The 24,982-nt window shown below is 63.6% G+C and carries 25 protein-coding genes and 1 riboswitch; of the genes, 11 read left to right on the forward strand and 14 right to left on the reverse strand.

Annotation, left to right across the window (positions count from 1 at the left end):
- Window positions 1-156: 156 nt before the first annotated feature.
- The 4 genes from C2L64_RS19310 to C2L64_RS19325 all read left to right on the forward strand — a co-directional run bounded on the left by C2L64_RS19310 (window position 157) and on the right by C2L64_RS19325 (window position 3,059).
- Window positions 157-690, forward strand: coding sequence for a carboxymuconolactone decarboxylase family protein (locus C2L64_RS19310; protein ID WP_007586760.1), 534 nt, complete (start codon window positions 157-159; stop codon window positions 688-690).
- 208 nt (window positions 691-898) lie between these two features.
- Window positions 899-1,303, forward strand: a complete 405-nt coding sequence (locus tag C2L64_RS19315) for an FKBP-type peptidyl-prolyl cis-trans isomerase (protein WP_007586755.1) — start codon at window positions 899-901, stop codon at window positions 1,301-1,303.
- Window positions 1,304-1,665: 362 nt separating this feature from the next.
- Complete coding sequence (locus C2L64_RS19320; protein ID WP_238554735.1) at window positions 1,666-2,094, forward strand: arsenate-mycothiol transferase ArsC; 429 nt, start codon at window positions 1,666-1,668, stop codon at window positions 2,092-2,094.
- Window positions 2,095-2,225: 131 nt separating this feature from the next.
- Entirely contained in the window at window positions 2,226-3,059 is an 834-nt protein-coding gene (locus C2L64_RS19325; protein ID WP_007586751.1) for a CHAD domain-containing protein, read from the forward strand.
- 36 nt (window positions 3,060-3,095) lie between these two features.
- Here the strand turns inward: C2L64_RS19325 and C2L64_RS19330 are convergent, their stop codons facing one another.
- The 3 genes from C2L64_RS19330 to C2L64_RS19340 form a co-directional block, all read right to left on the reverse strand.
- Window positions 3,096-3,293 carry a DUF3562 domain-containing protein gene (locus tag C2L64_RS19330; RefSeq protein ID WP_007586750.1) on the reverse strand — a complete coding sequence of 66 codons (198 nt, stop codon included), beginning with the start codon at window positions 3,291-3,293 and terminating at the stop codon, window positions 3,096-3,098.
- A 245-nt stretch (window positions 3,294-3,538) separates the two neighbouring features.
- Window positions 3,539-3,871 (reverse strand): hypothetical protein, encoded by a 333-nt coding sequence (locus C2L64_RS19335; protein ID WP_007586748.1) that lies wholly within the window; start codon window positions 3,869-3,871, stop codon window positions 3,539-3,541.
- 35 nt (window positions 3,872-3,906) lie between these two features.
- On the reverse strand, window positions 3,907-4,326 hold the full coding sequence (locus C2L64_RS19340) for a secondary thiamine-phosphate synthase enzyme YjbQ (protein ID WP_007586746.1): 420 nt from the start codon (window positions 4,324-4,326) through the stop codon (window positions 3,907-3,909).
- 139 nt (window positions 4,327-4,465) lie between these two features.
- Between C2L64_RS19340 and C2L64_RS19345 the strand changes: the two genes are divergently transcribed.
- Together C2L64_RS19345 and C2L64_RS19350 are read left to right on the forward strand one after the other, a co-directional pair.
- Entirely contained in the window at window positions 4,466-4,732 is a 267-nt protein-coding gene (locus C2L64_RS19345) for a cupin domain-containing protein (protein WP_007586745.1), read from the forward strand.
- A gap of 140 nt (window positions 4,733-4,872) precedes the next feature.
- Window positions 4,873-5,736: an oxidoreductase gene (locus tag C2L64_RS19350; RefSeq protein WP_007586744.1), complete on the forward strand. Its 864-nt coding sequence runs from the start codon at window positions 4,873-4,875 to the stop codon at window positions 5,734-5,736.
- 3 nt (window positions 5,737-5,739) lie between these two features.
- Here the strand turns inward: C2L64_RS19350 and C2L64_RS19355 are convergent, their stop codons facing one another.
- Window positions 5,740-6,414 (reverse strand): antibiotic biosynthesis monooxygenase family protein, encoded by a 675-nt coding sequence (locus tag C2L64_RS19355; protein ID WP_007586743.1) that lies wholly within the window; start codon window positions 6,412-6,414, stop codon window positions 5,740-5,742.
- A 27-nt stretch (window positions 6,415-6,441) separates the two neighbouring features.
- Window positions 6,442-6,834, reverse strand: a complete 393-nt coding sequence (locus C2L64_RS19360) for a RidA family protein (RefSeq protein ID WP_007586742.1) — start codon at window positions 6,832-6,834, stop codon at window positions 6,442-6,444.
- Between the two features lie 201 nt (window positions 6,835-7,035).
- Here C2L64_RS19360 and C2L64_RS19365 point away from each other — a divergent pair, with 201 nt between their 5' ends.
- Together C2L64_RS19365 and C2L64_RS19370 are read left to right on the forward strand one after the other, a co-directional pair.
- Window positions 7,036-7,512, forward strand: a complete 477-nt coding sequence (locus C2L64_RS19365; RefSeq protein WP_007586741.1) for an outer membrane lipoprotein — start codon at window positions 7,036-7,038, stop codon at window positions 7,510-7,512.
- A gap of 80 nt (window positions 7,513-7,592) precedes the next feature.
- A complete protein-coding gene (locus tag C2L64_RS19370) occupies window positions 7,593-8,003 on the forward strand; it encodes a VOC family protein (protein WP_007586740.1) in 411 nt (136 codons plus the stop codon).
- A gap of 3 nt (window positions 8,004-8,006) precedes the next feature.
- Here the strand turns inward: C2L64_RS19370 and atzF are convergent, their stop codons facing one another.
- The 8 genes from atzF to C2L64_RS19410 all read right to left on the reverse strand — a co-directional run bounded on the left by atzF (window position 8,007) and on the right by C2L64_RS19410 (window position 19,034).
- The gene (gene atzF, locus C2L64_RS19375; RefSeq protein WP_007586739.1) at window positions 8,007-9,809 is read right to left on the reverse strand and encodes an allophanate hydrolase; all 1,803 of its coding nucleotides are present in this window, start codon (window positions 9,807-9,809) and stop codon (window positions 8,007-8,009) included.
- Window positions 9,810-9,845: 36 nt separating this feature from the next.
- Window positions 9,846-13,460: an urea carboxylase gene (uca, locus tag C2L64_RS19380; RefSeq protein ID WP_090835105.1), complete on the reverse strand. Its 3,615-nt coding sequence runs from the start codon at window positions 13,458-13,460 to the stop codon at window positions 9,846-9,848.
- 192 nt (window positions 13,461-13,652) lie between these two features.
- Entirely contained in the window at window positions 13,653-14,297 is a 645-nt protein-coding gene (locus C2L64_RS19385; protein WP_007586737.1) for an urea amidolyase associated protein UAAP2, read from the reverse strand.
- A 14-nt stretch (window positions 14,298-14,311) separates the two neighbouring features.
- A complete protein-coding gene (locus tag C2L64_RS19390; protein WP_007586735.1) occupies window positions 14,312-15,019 on the reverse strand; it encodes an urea amidolyase associated protein UAAP1 in 708 nt (235 codons plus the stop codon).
- A gap of 17 nt (window positions 15,020-15,036) precedes the next feature.
- A complete protein-coding gene (locus tag C2L64_RS19395) occupies window positions 15,037-15,810 on the reverse strand; it encodes an ABC transporter ATP-binding protein (RefSeq protein ID WP_007586732.1) in 774 nt (257 codons plus the stop codon).
- Window positions 15,807-16,622: an ABC transporter permease gene (locus C2L64_RS19400; protein WP_007586730.1), complete on the reverse strand. Its 816-nt coding sequence runs from the start codon at window positions 16,620-16,622 to the stop codon at window positions 15,807-15,809. The genes C2L64_RS19395 and C2L64_RS19400 overlap by 4 nt, the downstream gene beginning before the upstream one ends.
- Before the next feature lie 30 nt (window positions 16,623-16,652).
- Window positions 16,653-17,720 (reverse strand): putative urea ABC transporter substrate-binding protein, encoded by a 1,068-nt coding sequence (locus C2L64_RS19405; RefSeq protein ID WP_007586728.1) that lies wholly within the window; start codon window positions 17,718-17,720, stop codon window positions 16,653-16,655.
- Between the two features lie 57 nt (window positions 17,721-17,777).
- Window positions 17,778-17,897: riboswitch (guanidine-I (ykkC/yxkD leader) on the reverse strand.
- A 180-nt stretch (window positions 17,898-18,077) separates the two neighbouring features.
- Window positions 18,078-19,034 (reverse strand): LysR family transcriptional regulator, encoded by a 957-nt coding sequence (locus C2L64_RS19410; RefSeq protein ID WP_007586726.1) that lies wholly within the window; start codon window positions 19,032-19,034, stop codon window positions 18,078-18,080.
- 188 nt (window positions 19,035-19,222) lie between these two features.
- On the opposite strand from C2L64_RS19410, the gene C2L64_RS19415 reads away from it, so the two are divergent.
- Genes C2L64_RS19415 through C2L64_RS19425 form a run of 3 tightly spaced genes read left to right on the forward strand, consistent with a single transcriptional unit; the run spans window position 19,223 to window position 22,864 of the window.
- Window positions 19,223-20,533 (forward strand): MFS transporter, encoded by a 1,311-nt coding sequence (locus tag C2L64_RS19415; protein WP_007586724.1) that lies wholly within the window; start codon window positions 19,223-19,225, stop codon window positions 20,531-20,533.
- 32 nt (window positions 20,534-20,565) lie between these two features.
- Window positions 20,566-21,822, forward strand: coding sequence for a Zn-dependent hydrolase (locus C2L64_RS19420; protein ID WP_007586722.1), 1,257 nt, complete (start codon window positions 20,566-20,568; stop codon window positions 21,820-21,822).
- A 13-nt stretch (window positions 21,823-21,835) separates the two neighbouring features.
- Complete coding sequence (locus C2L64_RS19425) at window positions 21,836-22,864, forward strand: histone deacetylase family protein (RefSeq protein ID WP_007586721.1); 1,029 nt, start codon at window positions 21,836-21,838, stop codon at window positions 22,862-22,864.
- A gap of 313 nt (window positions 22,865-23,177) precedes the next feature.
- Here the strand turns inward: C2L64_RS19425 and C2L64_RS19430 are convergent, their stop codons facing one another.
- A complete protein-coding gene (locus C2L64_RS19430; RefSeq protein WP_007586720.1) occupies window positions 23,178-24,713 on the reverse strand; it encodes a complex I subunit 4 family protein in 1,536 nt (511 codons plus the stop codon).
- Window positions 24,714-24,982 lie beyond the last annotated feature (269 nt).

Below are 24,982 nucleotides of genomic sequence, written 5' to 3' on the forward strand. Positions count from 1 at the left end.
CAGAGACAGCGCACCACGCCGATCAGCCGATGAGCCGTTCGAGCATAAACGTGATTTGAACCAGCATTCACCGTAGCAACGCGCGTTCCTAGAATGACTTCCATGCGCTGACCCAGTCGCGCAACGCAAAGATCTCATCAACATATGGAGAACATCATGGAACGTCTGAATCGCCAACCCGTCAGCGAAGCCACTGGCCAGGCAGCGGAACTCTTTACAGGCATCAAGCGCGCGGTCGGCATGGTGCCGAATGCTTATGCGGCCATCGGCTCGAACAGTCCGGCTGCGCTGCAGATCGTGCTCGCAACGGGCGATGCGCTCGGCAAGGGCGCGCTGTCGCGCAAGGAAGTCGAAGCGATCAAGCTCGCGATCAGCGGCGTCGCGGAGTGTGACTACTGTCTTGCGGCTCACTCGATGGCAGCGAAGAAAGTGGGCATCGCGGCTGACGACCTCGTCGCGTTGCGTGAAGGGCGCGATTCGGCCGACGCGCATCTGAATGCGATCGCCACCTTCGCGCGGACCGTGTTCGCGTCGCGCGGCACGGTGCCCGCGGCAGTCGTCGATGCTGTGAAGGCGGCGGGTTATAGCGACCAGCAGATTACGGAGACGCTGCTCGCGATCGCCGATATCACGTTCACCAACCTGTTCAATCGGGTGAACGACACGGTCGTCGATTTTCCGAAGATCTGAACGGGCAGCACATGGGCCGCTTCGAATCGCGGCTTTTTTCCCGCGGCGGGTGTTGGCCTGTCGCGGGCGTAGCCCTTCCAGGTGCACAGCGACTGGAACCGCGCAATGGCGTGACGCGCGTGTATTTGTAGCAAGTTGATTCAGCTCTCCTGCCGCGAAGGGGCGATCCGCTAGAATGAGGGTCGCCATTCACACCAAGGAGATACGCGTGAAATCAGTTGTTGCCCTGCTCGCCGCAGCCGCGCTCGCATCGGTGTCGCTCACCGCAAACGCTGCATCGACGGAGAAATTGCCCTCCGGCGTCGTCGTTGAACACCTGACGCAGGGAAGCGGCCCGCAACCCACGGCGTCCGACGTCGTGCGCGTCAACTACCGCGGCACGCTCGCGAACGGCACTGAGTTCGACAACTCGGCCAAGCATGGCGGCGCCGCAGAGTTTCCGCTCGGCCGTGTGATCCCCTGCTGGACGCAAGGCGTCGCGACGATGAAAGTGGGCGAGAAAGCCAAGCTGACCTGCCCGGCTGCGACCGCGTATGGTTCGCGCGGCGTCGGCGTGATCCCGCCGAACAGCGATCTGACGTTCGAAGTCGAACTGCTCGCGATCGTCAAGTAACGCTTCAAAAAAGCCGGTCTTTCAGACCGCGTAACCCCACGGGCAACCCGGCCTCCGAACGGCCGGGTTGCCCCGCCCAGCGCGCCGCACCTGGCGCCCGTCATGCTCGCCCAACCCGACAATTGGGATCTTGCGCTTCACTATCGTTAACGCTGGCTGGCTGAACGCAAATTGGCGTGATACCTAAACGGTCTTGCGGCGAATCGGTTGGATGATTGGGATTCTGTCACCAATATGAAAAACTGTGCGCTCAGAATCCCGCAAAAAATAAAATCTGCATGACGGGGTGTAGGGTGACCAGAAAACAAAGAGTGCTGTTCCTTTGCAGGGACAACGCGGCGCTTAGCATTTTGGCGGAAGCCTTGCTACGCGAGCTGGACGGATTGCATTTCGACGCATTTAGCGCAGGTCTCGAACCCGCCGAGAAGGTTCACACGGCGGCCATGGGAGAGTTGCGCCATGGCTTTTCCAGTCTGGAACTGCTGAATCCGAAGAGCTGGCTGGAATTCACGAGCGAATGGGCGCCGCAGATGGATTTCGTGGTGACGTTGTGCGACGAGTCGGCGCGCGTCGACATGCGCGCGTTCCATGGCGCGCCCACGCTTCGTCATTGGACGCTCACGCCGTCCGCGTATGCCGCTGCGGGTGCCGTCGAAAACGCGTTCTGGCAGATATTGAAGCGCGTCGAAGACTTCATCACGGCCGAGCGCCGCCCGTGGCCGTCGCTGAAGCTGCCCGCCGTGGCGAGTTGCACGTCGGACGCCTGCGACCTGCTGCTCAGCGGTCAGTGATTTGCCAATGAGCGGCAACGCCCGTGCGGCATCGTGCGCCGCAACGGACGTGACGTGCAGAATGCAGGAACCTGAATTGCTTACTCAATCATTACAGACACACCGGGTCAGCAACCCATTCAGGGAGCACCATGAAAGACGACACACCGACCGCGCTGCCGCACGATGGCAACGCGCAAGCCCATTTCTCGCACTATGCCGCGCCGCTGATCGACAATGCGCTCGCTTGCGCAGCCGCATTGCGCGCGGATCCCGACGCCGAAGTCCTGCACAAGCTGCGCGTCTCGCTGCGGCGCCTGCGCACGTTGCTGTGGGCGTATCGGCCGCTGCTGAACGAACAGTTCGACAACCAGCAACGCGCGCTTTTCAAGTTCTACGCGAGCGCTGCGGGCAAGACGCGCGACTGGGACATCCTGATCGCGTTGCTCGATGAAACGAAAGACGCCGCGGAGCAACCGCGCGACGCGATGCGCGCCGCCCGCTCGAAGTCGCTCGATTCGAGCCGCGAGACCCTCGAACAGGCCGACGTGAAAGGCGCGTTGCGTGACACGCTCAAGGAAGCGAACCGCGAGCTGAACACCGCGCACGTACGCACGCCGCTGCCGAAATTCGCGCGCAAGCGTCTCGGGGAGGCGCAAAAGTCGATGGCGAGGCGCATGAAGCGTGCCGCACGCGCCAAACGCTCGGACTACGCGTCGTATCACGAGGTCCGCAAGGCGGGTAAGAAACTGCGCTACCTGACCGAGTTCTTCGAGCCGATGCTGGCCAAAAAGCAGCTGAAGGCCATCAAGCCGCTCAAGAAACTACAGAAGCGCTTCGGCGCGTTGAACGATGTCGTCGCGAGCGAGCAGTTGCTGCGCGACAACCAGGCGCTCTTCGCCGACGAGGCGGCAGCCGGGCACGCACTCGATGCGCTTGCGAAAGAACGCAAGCGCCGCGTACGCGCCGCCGCGAAGCTGTTGTGACGCGAATGGAATGCGGATGGGGTTGCTACGGCTTCGTTACCGCCGTGATGCGGTCCGCGAGCGCAACGTTTCGCGCACGCGCTTCGCCGCGAAGAGCGGCACATAGTCGAGAATGCGCGCGTCGCGTTGATACGCCTGCACGGCATCGGTGTACATCTGTGAGACGACTTCTTCCGGGGCATCGGTGGATTCTGCGATTTCGTGCACGATCTTCTGCGAATCTTCCGTCTTCATGCAAGGCTCCTTGGCGTCAGTCGGTAATCACTCGGTAGTCGGAACCCTGAATTGAAGGACATGCGATGCGTGCGCGCCAATAGAACTTCGCAATCGGTGGACCCGCGCGGCGGGCGCACCGGGGTCACGCGCGAGGAAAGCTTGTTTGATCAGACAGATAGCGCGCGCGCCCCGGACTTTTCCACAGGTCTTTCAACAGAAATTGTGGATAACATGAGCGCAAATCGGCCCCAACCCACGCACGGCTATTGAAGCCACTTGCGCACGTCTTTTTCCCAATCGGGGTCGCCGCAGCCCTTCGGATTTTCCGGGCCGAGCACGGTGATATAGCCTTTGCTCTTCATGCACGACTCGTAGGCGCGCACCTTCGTGCACTGCCCCGGCCCTGCATTGCGCGAGACCGTCTTGCACTGCGCGATGGTGTGGTCCATCGGGCCGAAGTCCATGTCGTTCGCGTTGTTGGTCATCGGCGCGTCCGCGCCTGACAGCGAGAACTCGACGGGGCCGGTGTGAGTGCAGGCTGCGGTCAGCATCGCGAGCGAGGCCGCCGCGACAAGAATAGGCGCGCGCAAAATCATGATTCACTTCCTTGGTGGTGTTGTGCGTTGAAATGTCATTCGCCGATCAGATGCAGCACGATATCGCGCTCCTGCGGCCGCGCGCGATGCTCGAACAGATAAATGCCTTGCCACGTGCCCAGTGTCATGCGGCCATGTTCGACGGGTATCGACAGTTGCACCTGCGTCAGCGCGGTGCGCAGATGCGCTGGCATGTCGTCGGGACCTTCCGTGTCGTGCTCGTAGCGCGTGGGATCTTCAGGCGCGAGCATCGCGAAGTGCCGTTCGAGATCGCGCTGCACCGAAGGGTCCGCGTTCTCCTGAATCAGCAGCGACGCCGACGTGTGCCGGCAGAACACGGTCAGGACGCCCGTTTCGATCGACACGTCGCGTACGAACGCGGCGACCTCCGTGGTGAAATCGAACAGTCCGCGAGCGCGCGCCCGCACGTTCAGATGGCGAATGGCCTGGCGCATGAATCGTTCTCCGTTGTGCGATGTGAAATGACGACTGCTGCAGAGTTTATCGCGAGCCGCGCGGCCGATCCCTTAATGCAAAACCGGCTATGCTGATGCTTCAGCGTCATCGCACATACGAGGAAGGGAGGCCATCATCATGGAACGCGACGAATTCATCAATGCATTGAAGCGCGAAGGCTACGCGGAAATCGCGACCGTCACGCGCGATGCGCATGGCACGGTCGACGATCACGTGCACCCGTTCGAAGCGAAGGCACTGATCCTGCACGGCGAACTGGCGATACGCATCGGCACAGCGGAGCAGGTCTATGGAACGGGCGACGTATTCCATCTGCAAGCCGATGAAAGCCATTCGGAACGCGTCGGGTCCGAAGGGGTTCAATATCTGGTCGGCCGCAAGTAAGCACGATGAAATGAGCGTGAAAAAATCGGGCAGACCGCCAGCAAGTTTCTCGTCTACCGGCTACCATTTTTTCCGGAGCATCGACGCGATGTGTGTGCGTCGATGCCTGATCGCTCATTCCATCATCGAGGAGGTTTTGAATGCCCACGTCCACGACGCCCGTCTGGTTCATCACTGGCTGTTCAACCGGCTTCGGCAAGGAACTGGTCCGCGCGGTGCTCGAACGGGGTTGGCGCTGCGTGGCGACGGCGCGTAACGTCGCGTCGCTCGCCGATCTGGCCGAGCCCGGCAGCGACGCCGATGCACGTCTCGCCCGCGTGAAGCTCGACGTGACGGATGCCGCGCAGATCGCCGCCGCCGTCGAGACCGCGCAACAGCGCTTCGGCGCGATCGACGTGCTGGTGAACAACGCGGGCTATGGCTATCAGTCGTCGGTCGAAGAGGGCGACGAAGCGGAGATACGCGCGCAGTTCGACGCGAACGTGTTCGGCCTCTTCGCGATGACACGCGCGGTGCTGCCGGGCATGCGCGAACGGCGTAAGGGGCACGTGCTGAACATCACGTCGGTGGCGGGCATCGCGGGCTTTCCTGGCTCGGGCTATTACGCGGCGAGCAAGCACGCCGTCGAAGGCTGGTCCGATTCGCTCGCGACGGAAGCCGGGCCGCTCGGCATCCGCGTGACCTGCGTCGAGCCAGGCCCGTTCCGCACCGACTGGGCAGGCCGCTCGCTCAGGCAGACGCCCAACCGTATCGCCGACTATGCGGACACGGCGGGCAAGCGCATGCAGGCGACGGCGCAAAACAGCGGCCATCAGGCCGGCGATCCGGTGCGAGCCGCGCAGGCGATGATCCGCATCACGGAGACCGACCAACCGCCGCGTCATCTGGTGCTGGGCGCGTTCGGCGTCGATGCCGTCTCGAAGCGCCTGCATTCGGCACTCGCCGATATCGAAGCGTGGCGCGACACGAGTGTCGGCGCGGACTTTCCGGACAGTGGGAAATAAGCTTCAGGCAGGCCGCGCAGCGTCCGGATAGTATTGCGGCGCTTCGCGGCGGTCGAACATGCCATAGTCGCGCACCACGCGCACGCTGCGCAGCCGTGCGCCATCGGGCAATGCGAGCGCGTTTGCAAAGGCCTCGGCGGCGCGCGCATCGCGCCATGCAGTGAGCAGAATGACGACGCCCGGCGTCAACACAGCGTCGAACACATCCCACGCTACGAGGCCCGTTGCGTCTTCGCGCAAGCCCAGCTTGCCCGCGACTTCGCGCGCGCCCGCGTGTTTCACCCAGTCAGGGTCGCGCCGCGCGTCGATCAGCACGATCGTGGTCGCGTCGCCCGTCTCCGTTTCGTCGAGTCGTTGCTCGTGCAACGTGTGGCCTGCGGGCAGACGCGTGTCGCGCGTCACCTGCCCCACACGCAGCCGATAGTCGCTAAACGTCTGCGTGCGGCCTTTTTCCTGCACGCCATGATGCGTCGCCTGGGTGCGCCATCGCACCAGCGCCTTTTCGTCGCGCCAGCCGGACAGCGACAGCAGCACGCCGTCGCGCGTGAGACTGCCGTAACGGACGTTATCGACGAAGCCGTCGATCTGCTCCAGTTCCGGCTTCAGCATCTTCGCGTAGCCGAGATACGCGTCCCAACGGTCGGCGCACGGTTGCACTTCGAACAGCACTGAAAACATCGTGTTCTCCACGTAGGCGCACGCGGTTCAAACCGCCGCGATGCAATCGATTTCGATGTCGAAACGCCCCGGCCACGCGGGCACGCAGACAAAGATACGCGCAGGCGGATCGTTCGGAAAATAGCGCGCGTAAATTGCGTTGACGGCCGCGAACTGCTCGACCGACGTGCAGTAGACATTGCACTTCAGCACATTCTCAAGCGACGAACCCGCCGTCTCGACGCACAGCTTCAGCTGTTCGAGCACGAGCTCGGTCTGCCGTTCGAGCGGCGCGTCGACGATTTCGCCCGTTTCCGGATCGAACGGCGGCAGGCCCGACACATAGATCGTGTCGCCATGCCGCGTGACGACGGAAGTCGGCGCCTTCCAGCGTTCGAGCCAGCCCGACAGCGGCTCCACCCGGATGATCTCGCGTTTCATGGCTGCACTCCGTTTGCATGATCTGGCTGCCATCGTAGCGCCGGGCAGCGCGCCGACGTTTCAGGCTGAGACGAAATGACGGGTGCGAACGCGCAAATGCGCGCCTCATTTTCCTCTCATTCTTCGAGCTTACGATTCACACATCGAAAGAACCTGCAGCGCCCCAACCGACCTGGTGCGCTGCTCATAGAGGGGAACATCATGAACAGGTCATTCGTTACAGCATGTGCATCGGCGCTCGTCGTCTCGCTCGCGTTGAGCGGCTGCGCAACCTTCGACGGCTCCGCCAACGTCTACAGCGCGTCGCAGGCGCAGCGCGAGGAAACGGTCCGCTTCGGCACCATCGAAAGCGTGCGCCCCGTCACCATCGACACGAGCAACGGCCAGCCCGGCTTTCTCGGCGCCCTCGGCGGCGGCGCGATTGGCGGCATCGCCGGCAGCGCGATCGGCGGCGGACGCGGCTCGATCCTGACGGGCATCATCGGCGGCATTGCGGGCGCGGTGGCGGGCAACGAGGTGCAGAACCACTTCGAGAAGAAACAGGGCGTCGAAATCACCGTGCGGCTCGACAACGGCTCGCTGCGCGCCATCACCCAAAGCACCGACGGCCCGATGTTCTACGCGGGCGAACGCGTACGGCTGCTGTCGGAAGGCGGCGTGACGCGTGTGACGCTGTAAGCGCGGAAGCGGAAGCGGAAGCGGAAGCGGAAGCGGAAGCGGAAGCGGAAGCGGAAGCGTAAAGGAAGAAGGAGACCATCATGTTCATGCGCGACGACGTGATCTACGAGTTTCACCACATCGGCATTCCGACCAGCGAAGTGCGCGAAGGCGAACGCTACAGCCCGCAGTACCGGATGTACACGAGCGACAGCGATTGCAAGCTCGCGCGCATCCAGTACCACCGCTTCGAAGCCGATAGCCCGCTGCACGAACTGATGCGCCGCATGCCGCATCTGGCGTTCAAGGTCGACGATCTCGACCGCGCGATCGACGGCAAAGAGGTCGTGCTCGGCCCGTACGAACCGATCGACGGGTTTCGCGTGGCCGCGATCATCGACGGCGGCATGCCCGTCGAGCTGATCCAGACCGTCCTCGACGACGAAGAGATCTGGACCCGCTCGGTGACAGGCAGGCACGCGCGGCTTTACGCGGCGCAGTACGAGGCTTGAGTTTCAGGTAGCGCGTTTTAGCCAGGCGCGCCAGCCGCCGTATTGCGTGATATCGACGGCGCCTTCGAGGCCGTACGCCTCGCAGACGAAGCCGGTTTCCCAGCGTCCGTCCGCAAGCTCGACCTTGCCGAGCGCGAGCGGCGCCGGAATGCCCGTGAGGAACGAACCAGCTTCACTGCTCGGCAACTCCCATATTTCGACTTCGATTGCCGCGCCATTCGTCGCATCTCGCGTCATGCCAGGCCGTTGCGTCGCGCCGCCACCCGCCAGCGCATACAGCCGATAGCGCGGCGCGCTGGCGGTCTTCTCGACGAGCCGTGCGCCACGCGCGATCAACTGTCCATTGAGCGCCAAGCCTTCGAGATGCGCGCCGCACACGACGAGCATCATCCTGTCATTGCGTGCCGCGCCCGCGGGCGTGTCCGCACTCTGCTGCGCGCCGCCGATCAACGGCACGGCGAGCTTGCGATGCAGCGCATCGGCGACGCTCAGCAAATATTGATCGGTGAACGCGCGGCCGAACAGCGTCACGCCCCACGGCAGCCCATTGCGCATGAAGCCCGCAGGCGTCGCGATGGCGGCGTAATCGAGCAGGTTCATGAAGTTCGTGTAGTAGCCGAGCAGCGAGTTCGGGCCGATGGGATCGCGCTCCAGCTCATCGAGCGTGACCGCGCGCGGAATGGACGGCGTCAGCACGCAATCGAGTTCCGCGAGCACCGCGTCGCAACGCTGCTTCAGCGCCTGAAGCCGGTACTGCGCGCGAAATGCATCGACGGCGGTCGTGCCTGGCGCCTTCGCGAGCACGTCGCGAATCACGGGCAGCACGGCGTCGGGTTGCGATTCCATCAGCGCGCCTGCCACGCTATAGCGCTCGGCGACCCACGGTCCTTCGTACAGCAGTCGCGCCGCTTCGACGAAGGGCGCGAAGTCGATCTCGACGGCCTCGCCGCCGATCGCTTCGAGCGCCGCGCGCGCCTGCGCGAACAGCACGGGGCTTTCTTCGCAGCCGGCAAATTCGAGCTGACGCGGCACCCCGAAGCGGAAGCGCGCGACGGCGCCGAACGCCGCTGCGTCGTTCCATTGCGGATTCGCGCGGCTATAGGCGTCGGCGGGATCGTGGCGGGAGGTGAGCGCGAGCAGCTCGCTCGCCTCGCTGGCCGTCGCGGTGAAGTACGTCACGCAGTCGAGCGTGCGGCAGGCGGGCACGACGCCCGCCGTCGACAGCAGGCCCTTCGTGCCTTTCGTGCCGACGAGGTTGTTCAGCGCGGCGGGCACGCGGCCCGAGCCGGCCGTATCGGTGCCGAGCGCGAAGCTCGCGACGCCGAGCGCCACCGCTAGCGACGACCCAGCGCTCGATCCGCCCGAAGGATACGCGGCGTGCACGCTGTTGCGGCACTTGCCATACGACGAGCGTGTACCGTTGAGGCCCGTCGCGAACTGGTCGAGATTCGTCTTGCCGATGGGCACCGCGCCGAGCGCGATCAGTTGCGCGATGAGCGTCGCCGACTCTTGAGGCGCATACGCGAAAGCGGGGCACGCGGCCGTCGTCGGAATGCCGGCGAGATCGATGTTGTCCTTCAATGCGAACGGCACGCCGTAGAGCGGCAGCGAATCGACATCACGCCCGTCGAGTGCCGCGAGATAAGGCTCGATCTCAGCGTCGGACAGCAGATGAATGAACAGGTGATAGTCCGGGTTCAGCGCCGCGGCGCGCTCGCGCAATGCGCCAATCAGCGCGCGCGGCGTGACGCGGCCTTCGCGATACGCGGCCCGCACAGCGGGAAGACGCAGATCGAATGAATCCATGTCCGATGGTTCCTTAATGCGTTGAAATGAAATGTCTCATGCGTGCTGGTCGATCACGACGACGCGCTGCCCCGCGCGAACGGGCGAACCCGGCGCGACGTGAATCTCGCCGACAGTGCCCGCGCAAGGCGCGATGACGGATATCTCCATCTTCATCGACTCGATCACGAGCAGCACGTCGCCCGCTTCGACGGTCGCGCCGGGCTCGACGCGCACTTGCCACAGATTGCCGGCAATTTCGCTATCGACGGCGATCTGGCCGTCGGTGAGCGGCGCGATTTCCGCGTCTGCGGCGACGGGCGGCTCCAGCGTATCTTCGTTGCTGCCCGCTTCGTGCCAACGCTGGCGCTCGGCCTGAAACGCGGCTTGCTGACGCGTGCGGAATTGCGCGATATCGTCTGCCTCGCGTTCGAGAAACGCCTGATAGTCGGCGAGCGACAACTCAGTCTCTTCGATCTTCAGCGGATAACGGCTGAGCGGAAACGCTTCGCGGATGCGCAGCAGCTCGTCGGCGGAGACTTCGTAAAAGCGGATCTGATCGAAGAAGCGCAACAGGTACGGACGCCCAGCGAAATCCGCGACTTCGCGATAGCGGTTCCACATCTGCAGCGTGCGCCCGACGAACTGATAGCCGCCCGGCCCTTCCATGCCATACACACACAGATACGCGCCGCCGATGCCGACGGAATTCTCGGCTGTCCAGGTACGCGCCGGGTTGTACTTCGTCGTCACAAGGCGGTGACGCGGATCGAGCGGCGTCGCGACGGGCGCGCCGAGATAGACGTCGCCGAGACCCATCACCAGATAGCTCGCGTCGAACACGATGCGCTTCACGGCATCGATCGAATCGAGATCGTTGATGCGGCGGATGAACTCCAGATTGCTCGGGCACCACGGCGCATCCTTGCGCACGGTGGTCATGTACTTGTCGATGGCAAGCTGGCACGCGGGGTCGTCCCACGACAGCGGCAGATGCACGACACGCGACGGCGCGCGCAGATCCTTTTGCAGCAGCACGCGTTGCCATGTCGCCGCGACGTGTTCGAGCAGCGTCGCGAGCGGCAATTGTTCCGGCTGATAGTGAACCTGCAGCGAACGGATGCCGGGCGTCAGATCGATCACGCCGGGCAACTGCAACGCTTCGAGCGATTGCATCAGCGCATGGCCGCGAAAGCGCAGCACGAGATCGAGTTCGGACGGGCCGATTTCGAGCAACAGATGCGTGTCGCCGGACAGTCGCGCGACGAGCCGGTCATCGCCTTCGCCAACGTTCAGCACGATCGGTGATTGCAAGTCCGCGCGTTCTTCTTCGGCATGCATTGGCGTTGCGTGTGCTGCGAGCGTGGCCACTTCTTCGAGACGTGCGCGTGCCGCAGCGCGCGCCGTCGCGACATCGACGGGCACGAAGCGCACCTTGTCGCCCGCCTTCAGCTGGCCGATCTGCCAGAGGTCTGCTTCGATCACCGTGACGGGACACACGAAGCCGCCGAGGCTCGGACCGTCCGGACCGAGAATGACGGGCATATCGCCCGTGAAATCGACTGCGCCGACGGCGTACGGATTGTCGTGAATGTTCGACGGATGCAGTCCCGCTTCGCCGCCATCCGTGCGCGTCCATTCGGGCTTCGGACCGATCAGCCGCACACCCGTGCGGCTCGAATTGAAATGGATCTCCCAGTCGGTGTCGAGAAACTGCTCGATATAACGCGCGCTGAAGTATTCGGGCGCGCCATGCGGACCGTAGATCACGCGCAGCACGCGCACATCGTCGAGGCGATGCGCGAGCGCGGCGGGCATTAATGCGCCCGCATCGCGATCAGAGAGCGGATGAAGATGCAGCACGTCGCCCGCGCGTAGCGCGCGTCCGCCGTGGCCGCCGAACTGCCCGAGCGTGAACGTGCTGCGGCTGCCCAGATACTGCGCGACGTCCAGCCCGCCGCGCACGCACAGATAGGCGCGCGCGCCTGCGCCGCGGATCGTGCCGAGCGCGAGCGTCGAACCGGCTGCAACGAGGAACGTCGTGTTCATCGGCTGCGGAATCTCGTCGAGCGTGACGGGCAGCGTTGCGCCCGTCACGGTGACGACGGCGTCGGTGTTGAAGCGCAGCGTAGGCCCGCTCATCGTGATTTCGAGCGCGGCAGCTTGCGCGTCGTTGCCGAGCAAACGGTTGCCGAGGCGCAGCGCGCGATCGTCCATCGGTCCCGAGGGGGGCACGCCCACGGCCCAGTAGCCCGGACGCCCCGGATAGTCCTGCACGGTAGTCTGCGTGCCGCCGCTGAGCACTTCGAATGTCGATGCGCGATAACGCAAGCCTTCGAGGCAACGCGTCCACGGATGGCCGCTCGCAAACGGCGTGTCGGCGAGAATCTGCCGCAGATAGTCGCGGTTCGTCTCGACGCCATAGATGCGCGACGCTTCGAGCGCGGCGTCGAGCGCGTCGCGTGCCTCGTCGCGGGTCGGTTGCCACGCGATCAGTTTGGCGAGCATCGGATCGAACCACGGCGGCACTTCGCAACCAGCTTCGATCCACGTGTCGATGCGCAGCGCGCGGCCGTCGGCATGCGGAAACGACACATCGGTCAGCAGCCCAGGGCAGGGTTTGAAATCGCGGCCCGGATCTTCCGCATACAGACGCGCCTGGATCGCGTGGCCTTGCGGCTTCAGATCGCGCGACAACACATCGAGCGGCGCCAGCGTGCCCGCTGCCAGTTCGATCATCCAGCGCACCAGGTCCACGCCCCACACTTGCTCGGTCACGCCATGCTCGACCTGCAAACGCGTGTTCACTTCGAGAAAGTAGAAGCGTGCGGAATCGCTGTCGTAGACGAATTCGACGGTGCCCGCCGAGCGATACGACACCGCTTGCGCGAGCCGGATCGCGGCGTCGCATAGCGCGGCTTCGACTCCGTCGGGCAGGTTCGGCGCGGGCGTTTCTTCGAGCACCTTCTGGTTGCGTCGCTGCACCGAGCAGTCGCGCACGCCGAGCGCAATGGCCGCGCCTTTGCCGTCGCCGAACACCTGCACTTCGAGATGCCGCGCCTTCTCGATGTACTCTTCGAGGAACACGCCGGCATCGCTGAAGTTGTTCTGCCCGAGGCGCTTCACGTTGTCGAACTGCGCCGCGAGTTCATCCGCCGAGCGGCACACGCGCATGCCGATGCCGCCGCCGCCCGCGGTGCTTTTCAGCATCACCGGATAGCCGATGCGTTGCGCCGCTTCGAGCGCGGCGTCGAGGCCGTCGAGCAGGCCCGTGCCTTCGAGCATCGGCACGCCCTGTTCAGCGGCAATCGCGCGAGCCGTGTGCTTGAGGCCGAACTCGCGCAATTGCGCGGGCGTCGGCCCGATGAACGCGACGCCCGCGGCTTCGCACGCTTCGGCAAACGCCGCGTTCTCCGACAGGAAACCGTAGCCCGGATGAATCGCCTGCGCGCCTTGCGCACGTGCGATCTCCAGAATCTTCGCGATGTCGAGATAGGTGACGCTCGCCGCGCCGTCGCCGAGACTGCATGCCGTATCGGCGAGGCTGACGTGACGGCTCGCGCGGTCCGCTTCGCTATAGACGGCTACGCCGTCGACGTTCAGTTCGCGCAGCGTGCGCAGAATGCGGCAGGCAATCGCGCCGCGATTCGCAATGAGGACTTTATCGAACATGAGTGGATGTTCAATGCGTGGGCGGGTCGTCCCGCCACGTGGGCATGCATGCCGAGGTCGTCCACGGCAGGTCGCTTCGTTTCAGGTTTTAAAAGCGGGCTTAGTGCTTCGTGTATTCCGTAGAGCCGTCGATGCGCATCAAACGCCCGGCGCGCACTTTCATCACCGTGTAGAGCCATACACGCAGCGTGCTCAGTTCCATATCGTCAGCTCCGCGGGAGTGGGGTTGTACGCATTGCACGGATTGTTCAGTTGCGGGCAGTTCGAGATCAGCACGATCACGTCCATTTCCGCGCGCACTTCGACGTATTTGCCTGGCGCGGAAATGCCGTCCTCGAATGTGAGGCCGCCCTCGGATGTGACGGGCACGTTCATGAAGAAATTGATGTTGGCGGCGATGTCGTGTTTCGACAGACGGCCGTCATGCGCGCACGCGCGCAGGTAGTTGTCGCGGCAGCTGTGCATGTAGCGCTTTTCCAGCGCATAGCGCACGGTGTTGCTCTCCTGCGCGCATGCGCCGCCCAACGTGTCGTGACGTCCGCAGGTATCGGCGACGATGGTCAGCATGGGGTTGCCGAGGTTCGAATAGAGCACGGTGCCCGTCGTCAGATAGAGGCTTTGCTGACGGCGCAGCGTGCGTTGCGCGTCGTAGCGCTCGCGCGGATCGGCGAGGCTGTAGAACAGCGTGTCGATCGCCTGATTGCCTTCTACGTCGCGAATGCGCAGCGTCTGGCCCGCTTTCAGTTCCTTGAGCCATGGCTCGCCCGCGGGCAAGGTTTCGCGAAAGATCGCGTCGGCGGGGTCGAGCGTGCTGGTCGTGAGGATGGATGTCGTCATGGCGCGCGTTCCGCTCAGAGAAAGAACCGTTCGGTGTTGAGGAAGCCGCGCGCGTTTTCATCGCATGACGTGCGGCAGATTTCGGCGGCCTGGCTGTCGGCGGCGCGCAGTGTGAGCTTCACGGGTTTCGGCGCGTATTCCGGGTTCGGGTCGAGCGGATGCTGGATCGCCGTCAGCACGACGAGCGTGTTCATCGGTGCATACAGTTCGATGTAGTCGCCCGTTTTCGAATTGCCTCCGACGAAGCTGAGCGCGCCCGCATCCGTCACATCGATGCGGCTGAACAGATTGAGCGTCATCAGCAGATCGGAAATGCCGAGTCCCCATTTGCCGAGTTCGACGAGCAGATTGTCGGTGCCGTTGCGATAGAACGCGTTGCGCAGTTCCTGATAGCGGCCTTGCCCGTACTTCTCGAACACTTCGGCTGCATTCGACACACCCGCGAGACTGTCGTGCCATCCACACGTATCCGCGACAATCGCGGCGAGCACGCGGCCCATGTCGGAATAGAGGCAATGGCCCTTGGTCAGCTTGGCCGTGTGCTGGCACTTGAGCGTATCGGGCAGATTCAGCCGCTCGCTTTTTTCGGCGGCATTGAAGAGCAGCATCGCGACGTTCGCGCCGCCGCGCGGATCGGTGATACGCAGCAACTGGCCGCGCTTGACGATCAGCGATGCATGTCCGCCGCCGGGCACGGTTTCTTCGAGCAATGTTTCGTTCATGTGTTTTGTCCTTTCGATCATGCGGGTACGGCGAGCAGCGGCGGAATCGTCATCGCCGCATGCGCTTCGCGCACACCGTTGCGTTCGAGGGGAATGTCATAAGTGATGCGCGCACCGTACGCCTGCGGCGCTTGCGGATCGACGCGCACCTTGTCGAACACGAGCACGCGGCTGCCGAGCGTGAAGCCTTCCTTCAGGTCGTGCGTGACCATGAAGACCGTCAGCTTCGCTTCGCGCCACAGCCCGGTCAGCAGTTCGTGCATGTCGCGGCGGATGCCTGGGTCGAGCGCGCCGAACGGTTCGTCGAGCAGCAGCACGCGCGGCTTCATCACCAGCGCCTGCGCCAGTGCGAGACGTTGCTGCATGCCGCCCGACAGTTGATGCGGATACTTGTCGAGCGAATCGGCGAGGCCGACGCGCGTGAGCATCGCGACGGCTTCATCGCGTGCGAGGCGGCGGCGCGCGCCGAACAGACGGCCTGTGAGCGGCGCATGCGGCAGTTCGAGGCCGAGCATCACGTTGCGCAGCACGGTGAGATGCGGAAACACCGAATAGCGCTGGAACACCACGCCGCGATGCGGGTCCGGCTCCGGCGGCAACGGTTCGCCGTCGAGCAGGATTGCGCCGCGCGTCGGTCGCTCCTGGCCGAGCAGCAGGCGCAGGAACGTCGACTTGCCGCAGCCCGACGCGCCGACCATCGAACAGAACTCGCCTTCCGCGATGCGCAGATTGAGCCGCTCCAGCACGACCTGATCGCCGTACTGTTTCCACAGGTTGCGGATCTCGATCATGCGCGGCCTCCGTTGTACCAGGGGAACGCCCATTGCGTGAGACGGCGCAGCGCTGCGTCGATCAGCCACGCGAGCAGCGTGATCCACGCGACGTACGGCAGGATCACATCCATCGCGAGATAGCGGCGCACGAGAAAAATGCGATAGCCGAGTCCATCCGTCGAGGCGATCGCTTCCGCTGCGATCAAAAACAGCCACGCCGATGTCAGCGCAAGACGCAATGCAATCAACAGACGCGGCAGGAGTTGCGGCACGATCACGCGCAGAATCAGCGTCCAGCTCGATGCGCCGAGCGTTTGCGCCTTGATCCACAATTCCTCGGGAATTTCGCGCGTGCGCTGTTGAAGATCGCGGATCATCATCGGCGTAATGCCGATCACGATCAGCACGACTTTCGACAGCTCATCGAGACCGAACACGATGAAGAGAATCGGCAATACCGCGAGCGGCGGAATCATCGATATCACCGTGATGAACGGCGACAGCGTCGTGCCCGCGAGCGGAATGCTGCCCGTCACGATGCCGAACACGAGCGCGATCGCCGCGCTTGCGACCAGCCCGATGCCGAGCCGCCGCATGCTCGACACCGTGTCGTCCCACATCATGTATTCGCCCGTGCGCTTGTCCTCGGTGAACGCGTATTCGTGCAGCGCGTCCTTCATCTGCGTGGCGCTCGGCAGCAGCTTGTCGTCGGGATTGGCCTGCAGCCGCAGCGACGAGCCGGTGAGGTACACCGCGATCAGCACGATGAAGGGCAGCAGCAACAGCATGAGACTGCCGGTGCGGCCTGGATGTCGGTTGATGAGCCGCATGGGCCTCTCCTGCTCAGATTGAAGCCGCGCTCACAGCTTGCCTTGCGCGGCCAGGCGCACGTATGTCGGATCGAAACGCAGCTTCAGGTTGCTCTTGCTGCCGACCACCACGTTGTTGTCGAACGCCATGCCGACGGCACCCGCGTTCGGCGCGCCCTTGCCGAGCAGCCCGTGATCGAACGAGAACTGCGCGACGCGCGTCATGATCTTCGGCATGTTCGGGCTGGTGGCGAAATCGAGCGCCTGTTGCGGCGTGTAGAAGAGCGCCGTGGTGGAGAGTTGCGCCTTGTAGCCGGCGAGGTCGGTGCCCGATGCTTTGGCCATCGACGTGAGCGCGGCCTCCGTGTCAGGCGACGTGCCATGCATGGTCTGCATGATTTCGAACCATGCGCCCGTCAGCGCCTTGCCGAGCGCCGGGTTGTCATGCAGCGTCTTCGTGTTGACGACCATCATGTCCATGATCTCGCCCGGAATGCGGCTCGAATCGAACACTTCCGTGACGTTCGGCTTCGCCTTCAGATCGGCGAGCATCGGGTTCCACGTGACGGCGTTGTGCACGGTGGGCGTCGCGAACGCGCCGGAGATATCGGCGTCGGACGTGTTGACGGTCTTGATGTCGCGCTCGCTCATGCCTGCCGATTCGAGTGCGCGCGCGAGCAGATAGTGCGAGACGGAGAGTTCGACGAGATTGACGGGCTGGCCTTTCAGGTCAGCGACCTTTTTGCCCGCGCCCTTGATGAGCACGCCGTCATTGCCGTTCGAGTAATCGCTGACGATCAATGCCGTACTGTCCACGCCACCCGTCGCAGGGATGGTCAGCGCGTCCATGTTGGTCATCGCACAGCCGTCGAACTTGCCGGCCGTGTACTGGTTGATTGATTCGATGTAGTCGTTCAGCTGCACGACATCGACATTGATGCCGTACTTCTTCGCCCATTTGGACATGATGCCTTGGGTCTTCGCATAACCCCAGGGCATCCAGCCGGCGTAGATGGTCCAGCAGACCTTGAAGTCCTTACGGGCCTGAGCGAATGAAGGCGTGGAAAAACACAGGGAGAGAGCGACGGCGGCAGCGGCTGCAAAACGAAGCTTGCGCATGAGGTTGACCTCGCAGGGACGGTTATCGACGGCAGGAGCGGCGCGACGCATCGCGTTCTCTCCCGGGCTTTTATCCCGCCGTGTAACCTCATCGAGGTCGACAACTCTCGGACCAGCGTCGCGTATCGAATGCATGTGTTTGCATCGATGCGGACCGGAACCCTAGTCATCCATTTGCCAGATTGTGACTGCTAAACCGGATGCTGCACCGGCTCCTGCAAGTTACTAAGCGATAAGCATGCCATTGCCGTCTTTACTTGGGTTCAGCGTTTTTCGCATGCGGTTCGTGCACAAGGTTGAAGCGTGATCGCGATCTGTGCGCGCGTGTTCGCACCAGTCGGGTGCTTCACACGGAAGTCATTTGCCCAGTCGTTCCGCCAGCGCATAGCGGCGCATGCAGCGCTCCATGCTGTCGAGAAACGCGTGATCCGCCGCATTCATCTTGCGGTCGCGATGCCACAGCAGATGCACGTCGACATCGACGAGTCCTTCTTCGGGCGGCAGGCGCCACAGGCGCTGCTGCGCGATGTCGTCACGCACGATGTGCTCGGGCAGGCAGCCGATGCCGAAGCCCGCGAAGATCAGCCGCCGCACTTCGTCGAGACTCGGCGACGACGCGACGATGCGCCCCGTGAAGCCCTTCTGGTCGCGAAACACGGTAAGCGGCGAAAGACTGTCACCGATCTGGTCGCTCGTGAACGACACGAAGTTTTCGGCGAGCAGATCTTCCATCGTCAGTGGCGACTTGCCGTACAGCCGGTGATGACGCCCGCAGAAAATCGCATAGCGTTGCCGCAGGAAGCAGCGCATCTCCAGCTTGTCGTGCGGTGAACGGCACAGGCCGAGTCCCGCGGTCGCGGTCTTTTGCAGCAGCGACGAGATGATGTCGGACGAGCGCATCACTTCGATCTGCAAGTCGATGCGCGGATACGCGCGATGAAAGTCCGCAAGAAACTCGTCGTACACGGGCGACTCGATGCGGCTGATGGTCAACAGGCGAATCGAGCCGCTGATGTCCTCGGTGCGGTCGTCGATCTCGGTTTCGAGCCGCGAGATATTGCCGTAGATATCGCTGGCAATGCGATAGACCTCTTCGCCCGCCTGGGTCGGCGCGAAGTACGGGCCGCGGCGGTCGATCAGCTTGCGCTCCAGCGTTTCCTCGAGCCGCCGCAGCGCCTGGCTCACGGCCGGTTGCGTGACGTGCAGGCGCGCGGCGGCGCGGCTCAGGCTGCGCTCCTGCATGATCACGAGGTACGTGCGCAACAGATTCCAGTCGAGCCGGTCATTCAGAAAGCGGGCGATGTCGGTGCGCATCGAAGGCAACTATAAGTTGAATTTATGCGGCGAATAATAACTCGAAATTTGACTAATGTTTTCTGGCCGCCGATAAATGACACATGCCGTGGCGCGCGCCCGCTCTGAGAAACGAGCGGCACACCCATCCCAACACCGCGCGCAATGCCACGGGTTCAACCCACGTCAGACGTGCATCAGGAGCCAGCATGACCCAAACCATCAGTACCACCCGTCAGCCGGGACGCGCCGCAACGGCCGCGTTCATCGGCACGATGATCGAGTGGTACGACTTCTATATCTACGCGACGGCCGCCGCGCTCGTATTCGGCGAACTGTACTTTCCGTCGAACGACCGCTTCGTCAGCACGATGGCGTCGTTTGCGACGTTTGCCGTGGGCTTTTTCGCGCGGCCGCTGGGCGGCATCGTGTTCGGCCATCTCGGCGACCGCATCGGCCGCAAGAAAGCGCTGATGACGACGCTGATGATGATGGGCGTCGCGACCGTGTGCGTCGGCCTGCTGCCCGACTATTCGAAGGTCGGCATGCTCGCGCCTGTTTTGCTCGTGCTGCTGCGCGTCGTGCAGGGCATTGCCGTCGGCGGCGAGTGGGGCGGTGCGGTGCTGATGGCGGGCGAACATGCGCCGCAAGGGCGCCGCACGTTCTTCGCGTCGTTCGCGCAGCTCGGCAGTCCGGCGGGGCTGATCCTGTCGCTGATCGCGTTTCGCGCGGTGACCTCGATGGACAAGGCGGACTTCATGTCGTGGGGCTGGCGTCTGCCGTTTCTCGCGAGTTCCGTGCTGCTGATCGTCGGTATCGTGATCCGTCTCGGCGTGAACGAATCGCCGGAATTCCAGCGCGTGAAGGAATCGAACCGCACGGCGAAGCTGCCCATCGCCGAAGTGGTCAGCTCGGCATGGGGCCTCGTGCTGCTTTGCATCGGCGCGAATACGATCGGCATTGCGGGCGTGTACTTCACCAACACCTTCATGATCGCGTACACGACGCAATACGTCGGCGTGACGCGCTCGCTGATTCTCGACTGCCTGTTCGCCGTCGCGATCATCCAGTTCGTGTCGCAGCCGCTCGCTGCGTGGACGGCCGAACGCATCGGCGGCGCGCGCTTCCTGAAGATCGCCGCGTTGCTCGCGATGATCTCGCCGTATCCGATGTTCATGCTCGTGCAAAGCGGCTCGGCCGTGCCGATGGTGATCGGCATCGCGATCGCCGTGATCTGCATGGCGAGCTTCTACTCGGTGATCGCGGGCTTCGTCAGCGGCATCTTCCCGACGCGCGTGCGCTACTCGGGCATCTCGCTCGCGTACCAGGTGTGCGGCGCGGTGGCAGGCGGTCTCACGCCGCTGGTTGGCACGTGGCTCGCGCATCGCTATACGGGCCAATGGTGGCCGCTCGCCGTGTTCTATACGTGCCTCGCAGGGATCTCGCTGGTGTGCATCGTCGCACTCGATGCACGGCGCGCGACGCACGCGGAGCAGGCTGAAGCCGTCGGCGCGCATTGAACCGAACTCACGTTGAACGACCCGGAAGACTCATGAAAGACCTGTTGCAAATCGACGGCGCGCGCCTTTGGCAAAGCCTGATGGACATGGCGCAAATCGGCGCGACACCGAAGGGCGGCGTGCGGCGCCTCGCACTCACCGATGAAGACGTACGTGGCCGCGATCTGTTCGCGACGTGGTGCCGCGAGGCGGGCATGACGGTGAGCGTCGACGAAATCGGCAATCTGTTCGCGCGCCGCGAAGGGGTGCAGAAGGATGCGGCGCCCGTGCTGATCGGCAGCCATCTCGACACGCAGCCCGAAGGCGGGCGCTTCGACGGCGTCTATGGCGTGCTCGCCGCGCTCGAACTGGTGCGCGCGCTGAACGACGCGAACATCGTGACGGAAAAGCCGATCGAAATCGTTTCGTGGACCAACGAGGAAGGCGCGCGCTTCACGCCTGCGATGCTCGGCTCGGCGGTGTTCACGGGTATTACGTCGCTCGACGAAGCGCTTGCGAAGGAAGACGCGGACCACATCACGCTGGCGGACGCGTTGACACACAGCGGTTATCGCGGCGCGCGCGCCGTCAATGGCCAGGCCGTCGATGCGTATTTCGAAGCGCACATCGAACAGGGCCCTGTGCTCGAAGCGAACGGTACGACGATCGGCGTCGTGACTGGCGGCCAGGCGATCCGCTGGCTCGACGTCACCGTGACGGGCATGGCCGCGCACGCAGGCACGACGCCGATGCCGTATCGCAAGGATGCTTACTTCGCGAGCGCGCAGATGGTGGCGGAGCTGGAACGCATCGTCGAAGGTTACGCGCCGCGCGGACTCGTAACCATCGGACAAGTCGGCATCAGGAACGCATCGCGCAACACGATTGCAGGCGAAGTGTCGTTCACCGTCGATCTGCGTCACCACGAAGACAGCGAAGTCGATGCGATGGAGCGCGATCTGCGCGCGGCATTCGAGCGCGTTGCGCAAGCGCGCGGCGTGCAGCTTCGCGTCGAAACATATTGGCGCAGCCCCGCGACGCCGTTCGATACCGCATGCGTTGATTCGGTCGCGCAAGCGGTTGAAGCGCTCGGCTATTCGAACGAGCGCATCGTCAGCGGCGCGGGTCACGATGCGATTCATCTCGCGCGCTATTGCCCCACGGCGATGGTGTTCATTCCGTGCGTCGACGGCCTGTCGCACAACGAGGCCGAAGACGCGCTGCCCGACGATGTCACGCGCGGCGCGAACGTGCTGCTCAATGCGGTGCTCGCGCGCGCGGGCGTGATGGCAACGGCGGATGCGCAATAAGAAAGGATTTGCGATGAAGACTTTTTTCCACCCCGAACAACTGCTGCATCATCCGCGCTCTTATCTGTCGCGCGGACAGATGCGTGAGCCGCAGGAAGTGCCCGAGCGCGCTGCACGCCTCGTCGCTGCGGCGAAATCGCTGGATTTCGATGTCGTCGAACCGGCCGATCACGGCACGGCCGCCATCGCCGCCGTGCACGACATGAACTATCTGCGCTTTCTCGAAGAAGCGCATCGCGACTGGAAAACGATGCCGGACGACTGGGGCGACGAAGTGATGTCGAACATCTACGTGCGCGATCCGAATCCGTTGCGAGGCGTGCTCGCGAAGGCGGCGCGCTATCTCGCCGACGGCAGTTGCCCTGTCGGCGCGAATACCTGGCGTGCCGCGTACTGGTCGGCGCAAAGCGCGCTGGCGGCGTCGTCGGCCGTCAACGAGGGCGCGCGCGAAACGTATGCGCTGTGCCGCCCGCCTGGCCATCACGCACGCGCCGATGCGGCGGGCGGCTTCTGCTATCTGAACAACGCGGCGATTGCGGCGCAGTCGTTGCGAAGCCGCTTCAAGCGCGTCGCGATTCTTGACACCGACATGCATCACGGCCAGGGCGTGCAGGAGATTTTCTACGGACGCGATGACGTGCTGTACATCTCCATTCACGGCGATCCGACCAACTTTTATCCCGTGGTCGCGGGTTATGAGGAAGAGCGCGGCGCGGGTGCGGGCGACGGCTTCAACGTCAATCTGCCGATGCCGCACGGTTCGTCGGAAGCGGTGTTCTTCGACAAGCTCGACGATGCGCTGCGCGTGTTGAAGCGCTTCGAACCGGATGCGCTGGTGCTTGCACTGGGCTTCGATATTTACAAGGATGATCCGCAGTCGCAGGTGGCCGTGACGACGGAAGGCTTCGGGCGGCTCGGCGAAGCGATCGGCTCGCTGAAGTTGCCTTCCGTGATCGTTCAGGAAGGCGGCTATCACCTGGAAAGCCTCGAAGCGAATGCGCGCGCGTTCTTCGGCGGCTTCATGGAGAAGCGCGGCGGGTAAGCGCGGATTTTCAAGCGCGACATGCAAACGGCCTCGCAGCAATGCGAGGCCGTTTTTCATTGCGTCAGCCATAGCCTGTGCAGAAACGGTGCCGCAAACCGACCGTGACGATCGTCTGCGATTGCGCCGAGGAGTGGCGGTTTCCTTGGTCAGACGCTTCGACAGGTTTGCCCGCCGTGCTGGGCGAAACGGATCGAGTGGCGCGCATGCCGCATCAAGCGACGCCGGCCTGTGACCGTTGCGAACGAACGGTCAGCGCGAATGAAAACGGGCGTCCAATGGACGCCCGTCGAATGCTTGCAGTCGAAGCAGATCAGCCCGGCAGACGCGACGAAACAGCCGCCGGCCGGTTGTTCGACGCGACGCCCGTGTCCGTCGGCAGCGCGGAGCCTTGTGCTTGCGCAACGAGGTTCTCCGTGGCCGGACCGATCGCGTCGGTGAACGTCTTCGGACGCACGCCGATAGCCAGCACCAGTACGGCCATCGCACCGAGCAGCACGAACTCGCGGCGGCCCAGATCGCGCAGGCTCGACACGCGCGTATTCTTGATCGCGCCGAACATCACGCGCTTGTACATCCACAGCGTGTACGCGGCGCTCAGGATCAGCGTCAGCGCAGCCGTCGCGCCAACCCAGAAGTTGAAGCGGATCGCGCCCATCAGCACCAGAAACTCGCCGACGAAACCCGACGTGCCCGGCAGGCCGACGTTTGCCATCGAGAACAGCATCGCGAACGTAGCGAGCTTGGGCATCGAGTTGGCGACGCCGCCGTAGGCGTCGATCGAGCCGTTCTTCGTGCGGTCGAACAGCATTCCCGTGCACAGCAGCATCGCGCCCGACACGATGCCGTACGACAGCATCTGCACGACGGCGCCTTCCGTGCCCATGCGGTCGAACGTGAACAGGCCGAGCGTGACGAGGCCCATGTGCGCGACAGCGGAATAGGCGAGCAACTTGCGCATGTCGGTCTGCGCGAGCGCGAGCAGGCTGCCGTAGATCACCGCGACCAGCGACAGCGCGATCATCGCCGGCGCGAAGAAGTGGCAGGCGTCCGGCACGATGGGCAGCGCGAAGCGCAGCAGGCCGTAGCCGCCCATCTTCAGCATGCCGAGCAGCACGGCTGCGCCCGTCGGGCCGTCCGAGTGGACGTCGGGCAGCCACGTGTGCACGGGCCACATCGGCACCTTCACCGAGAAGGCCGCGATGAAGCCGATGAACACCATGATCTGCGGCATGAAGTCGAGCTTCAGCGTGCGCCACGTGGCGATGTCGAACGTGTGCGAGTGCGCCCAGAGGTAGATCAGCGCGGCGAGCATCGCCAGCGAGCCGACCAGCGAAAAGAAGAAGAAACGCACCGCCGCATAGACGCGGCGCTTTTCGCCCCACGTGCCGATCAGCAGATACAGCGGAATCAGCGACGCTTCGAAGAACACGAAGAACAGCATGCCGTCGAGCGACGTGAACACGCCCTGCATGCAGCCGGACAGCAGCAGGAACGCGCCGTAGTACTGCGCGACGCGCGTGGTGATCGATTCCCACGACGCGATCACGATGATCAGCGTCGTCACGGCAGTCAGCACGGTGAACCACAGCGAAATGCCGTCGACCCCGAGGTGATACGAGATGCCGAACTCGGGCAGCCACGCGGACTGCTGCTCGAACTGCATCGTCGACAGCGACGAATCGAAACCCGCTACCAGCGGAATGACGGGCAGGATGCTGACGGCTGCGCCGATCAGCGCAAGCCAGCGCGTGCGGCTCTGCGCGCTGTCAGAGCCGCCGAGCAGCACGACGATACCGGCGACGATGGGGACCCAGATCAGGAGGTCGAGGACTGATGGGAGGTGCATTTGCTCTTTGATGAAACGCCTGAACGCGAATAGCAGGCCCTCGCCCGTGGGGCGAAGGATCAAAAAACCTTACATGGACATTTCGACGGACGGCCCCGAAGGGCGCGGGACGGCGCGCAGCTTGCGCACACGCGTAACCAAAACGCATGACGGTCAGGGTTAACGAGGATAACTCAAAATAATAATGTTGCGCTGCCACAAGTACGTTTTTTATTTATTGCGAAAGTCGGCATTGACATTGATGGGTGGTCCTGCGCAGGTGAAGTGCG

This window comes from Paraburkholderia hospita, from assembly GCF_002902965.1.
Taxonomy (GTDB): Bacteria; Pseudomonadota; Gammaproteobacteria; order Burkholderiales; family Burkholderiaceae; genus Paraburkholderia; species Paraburkholderia hospita.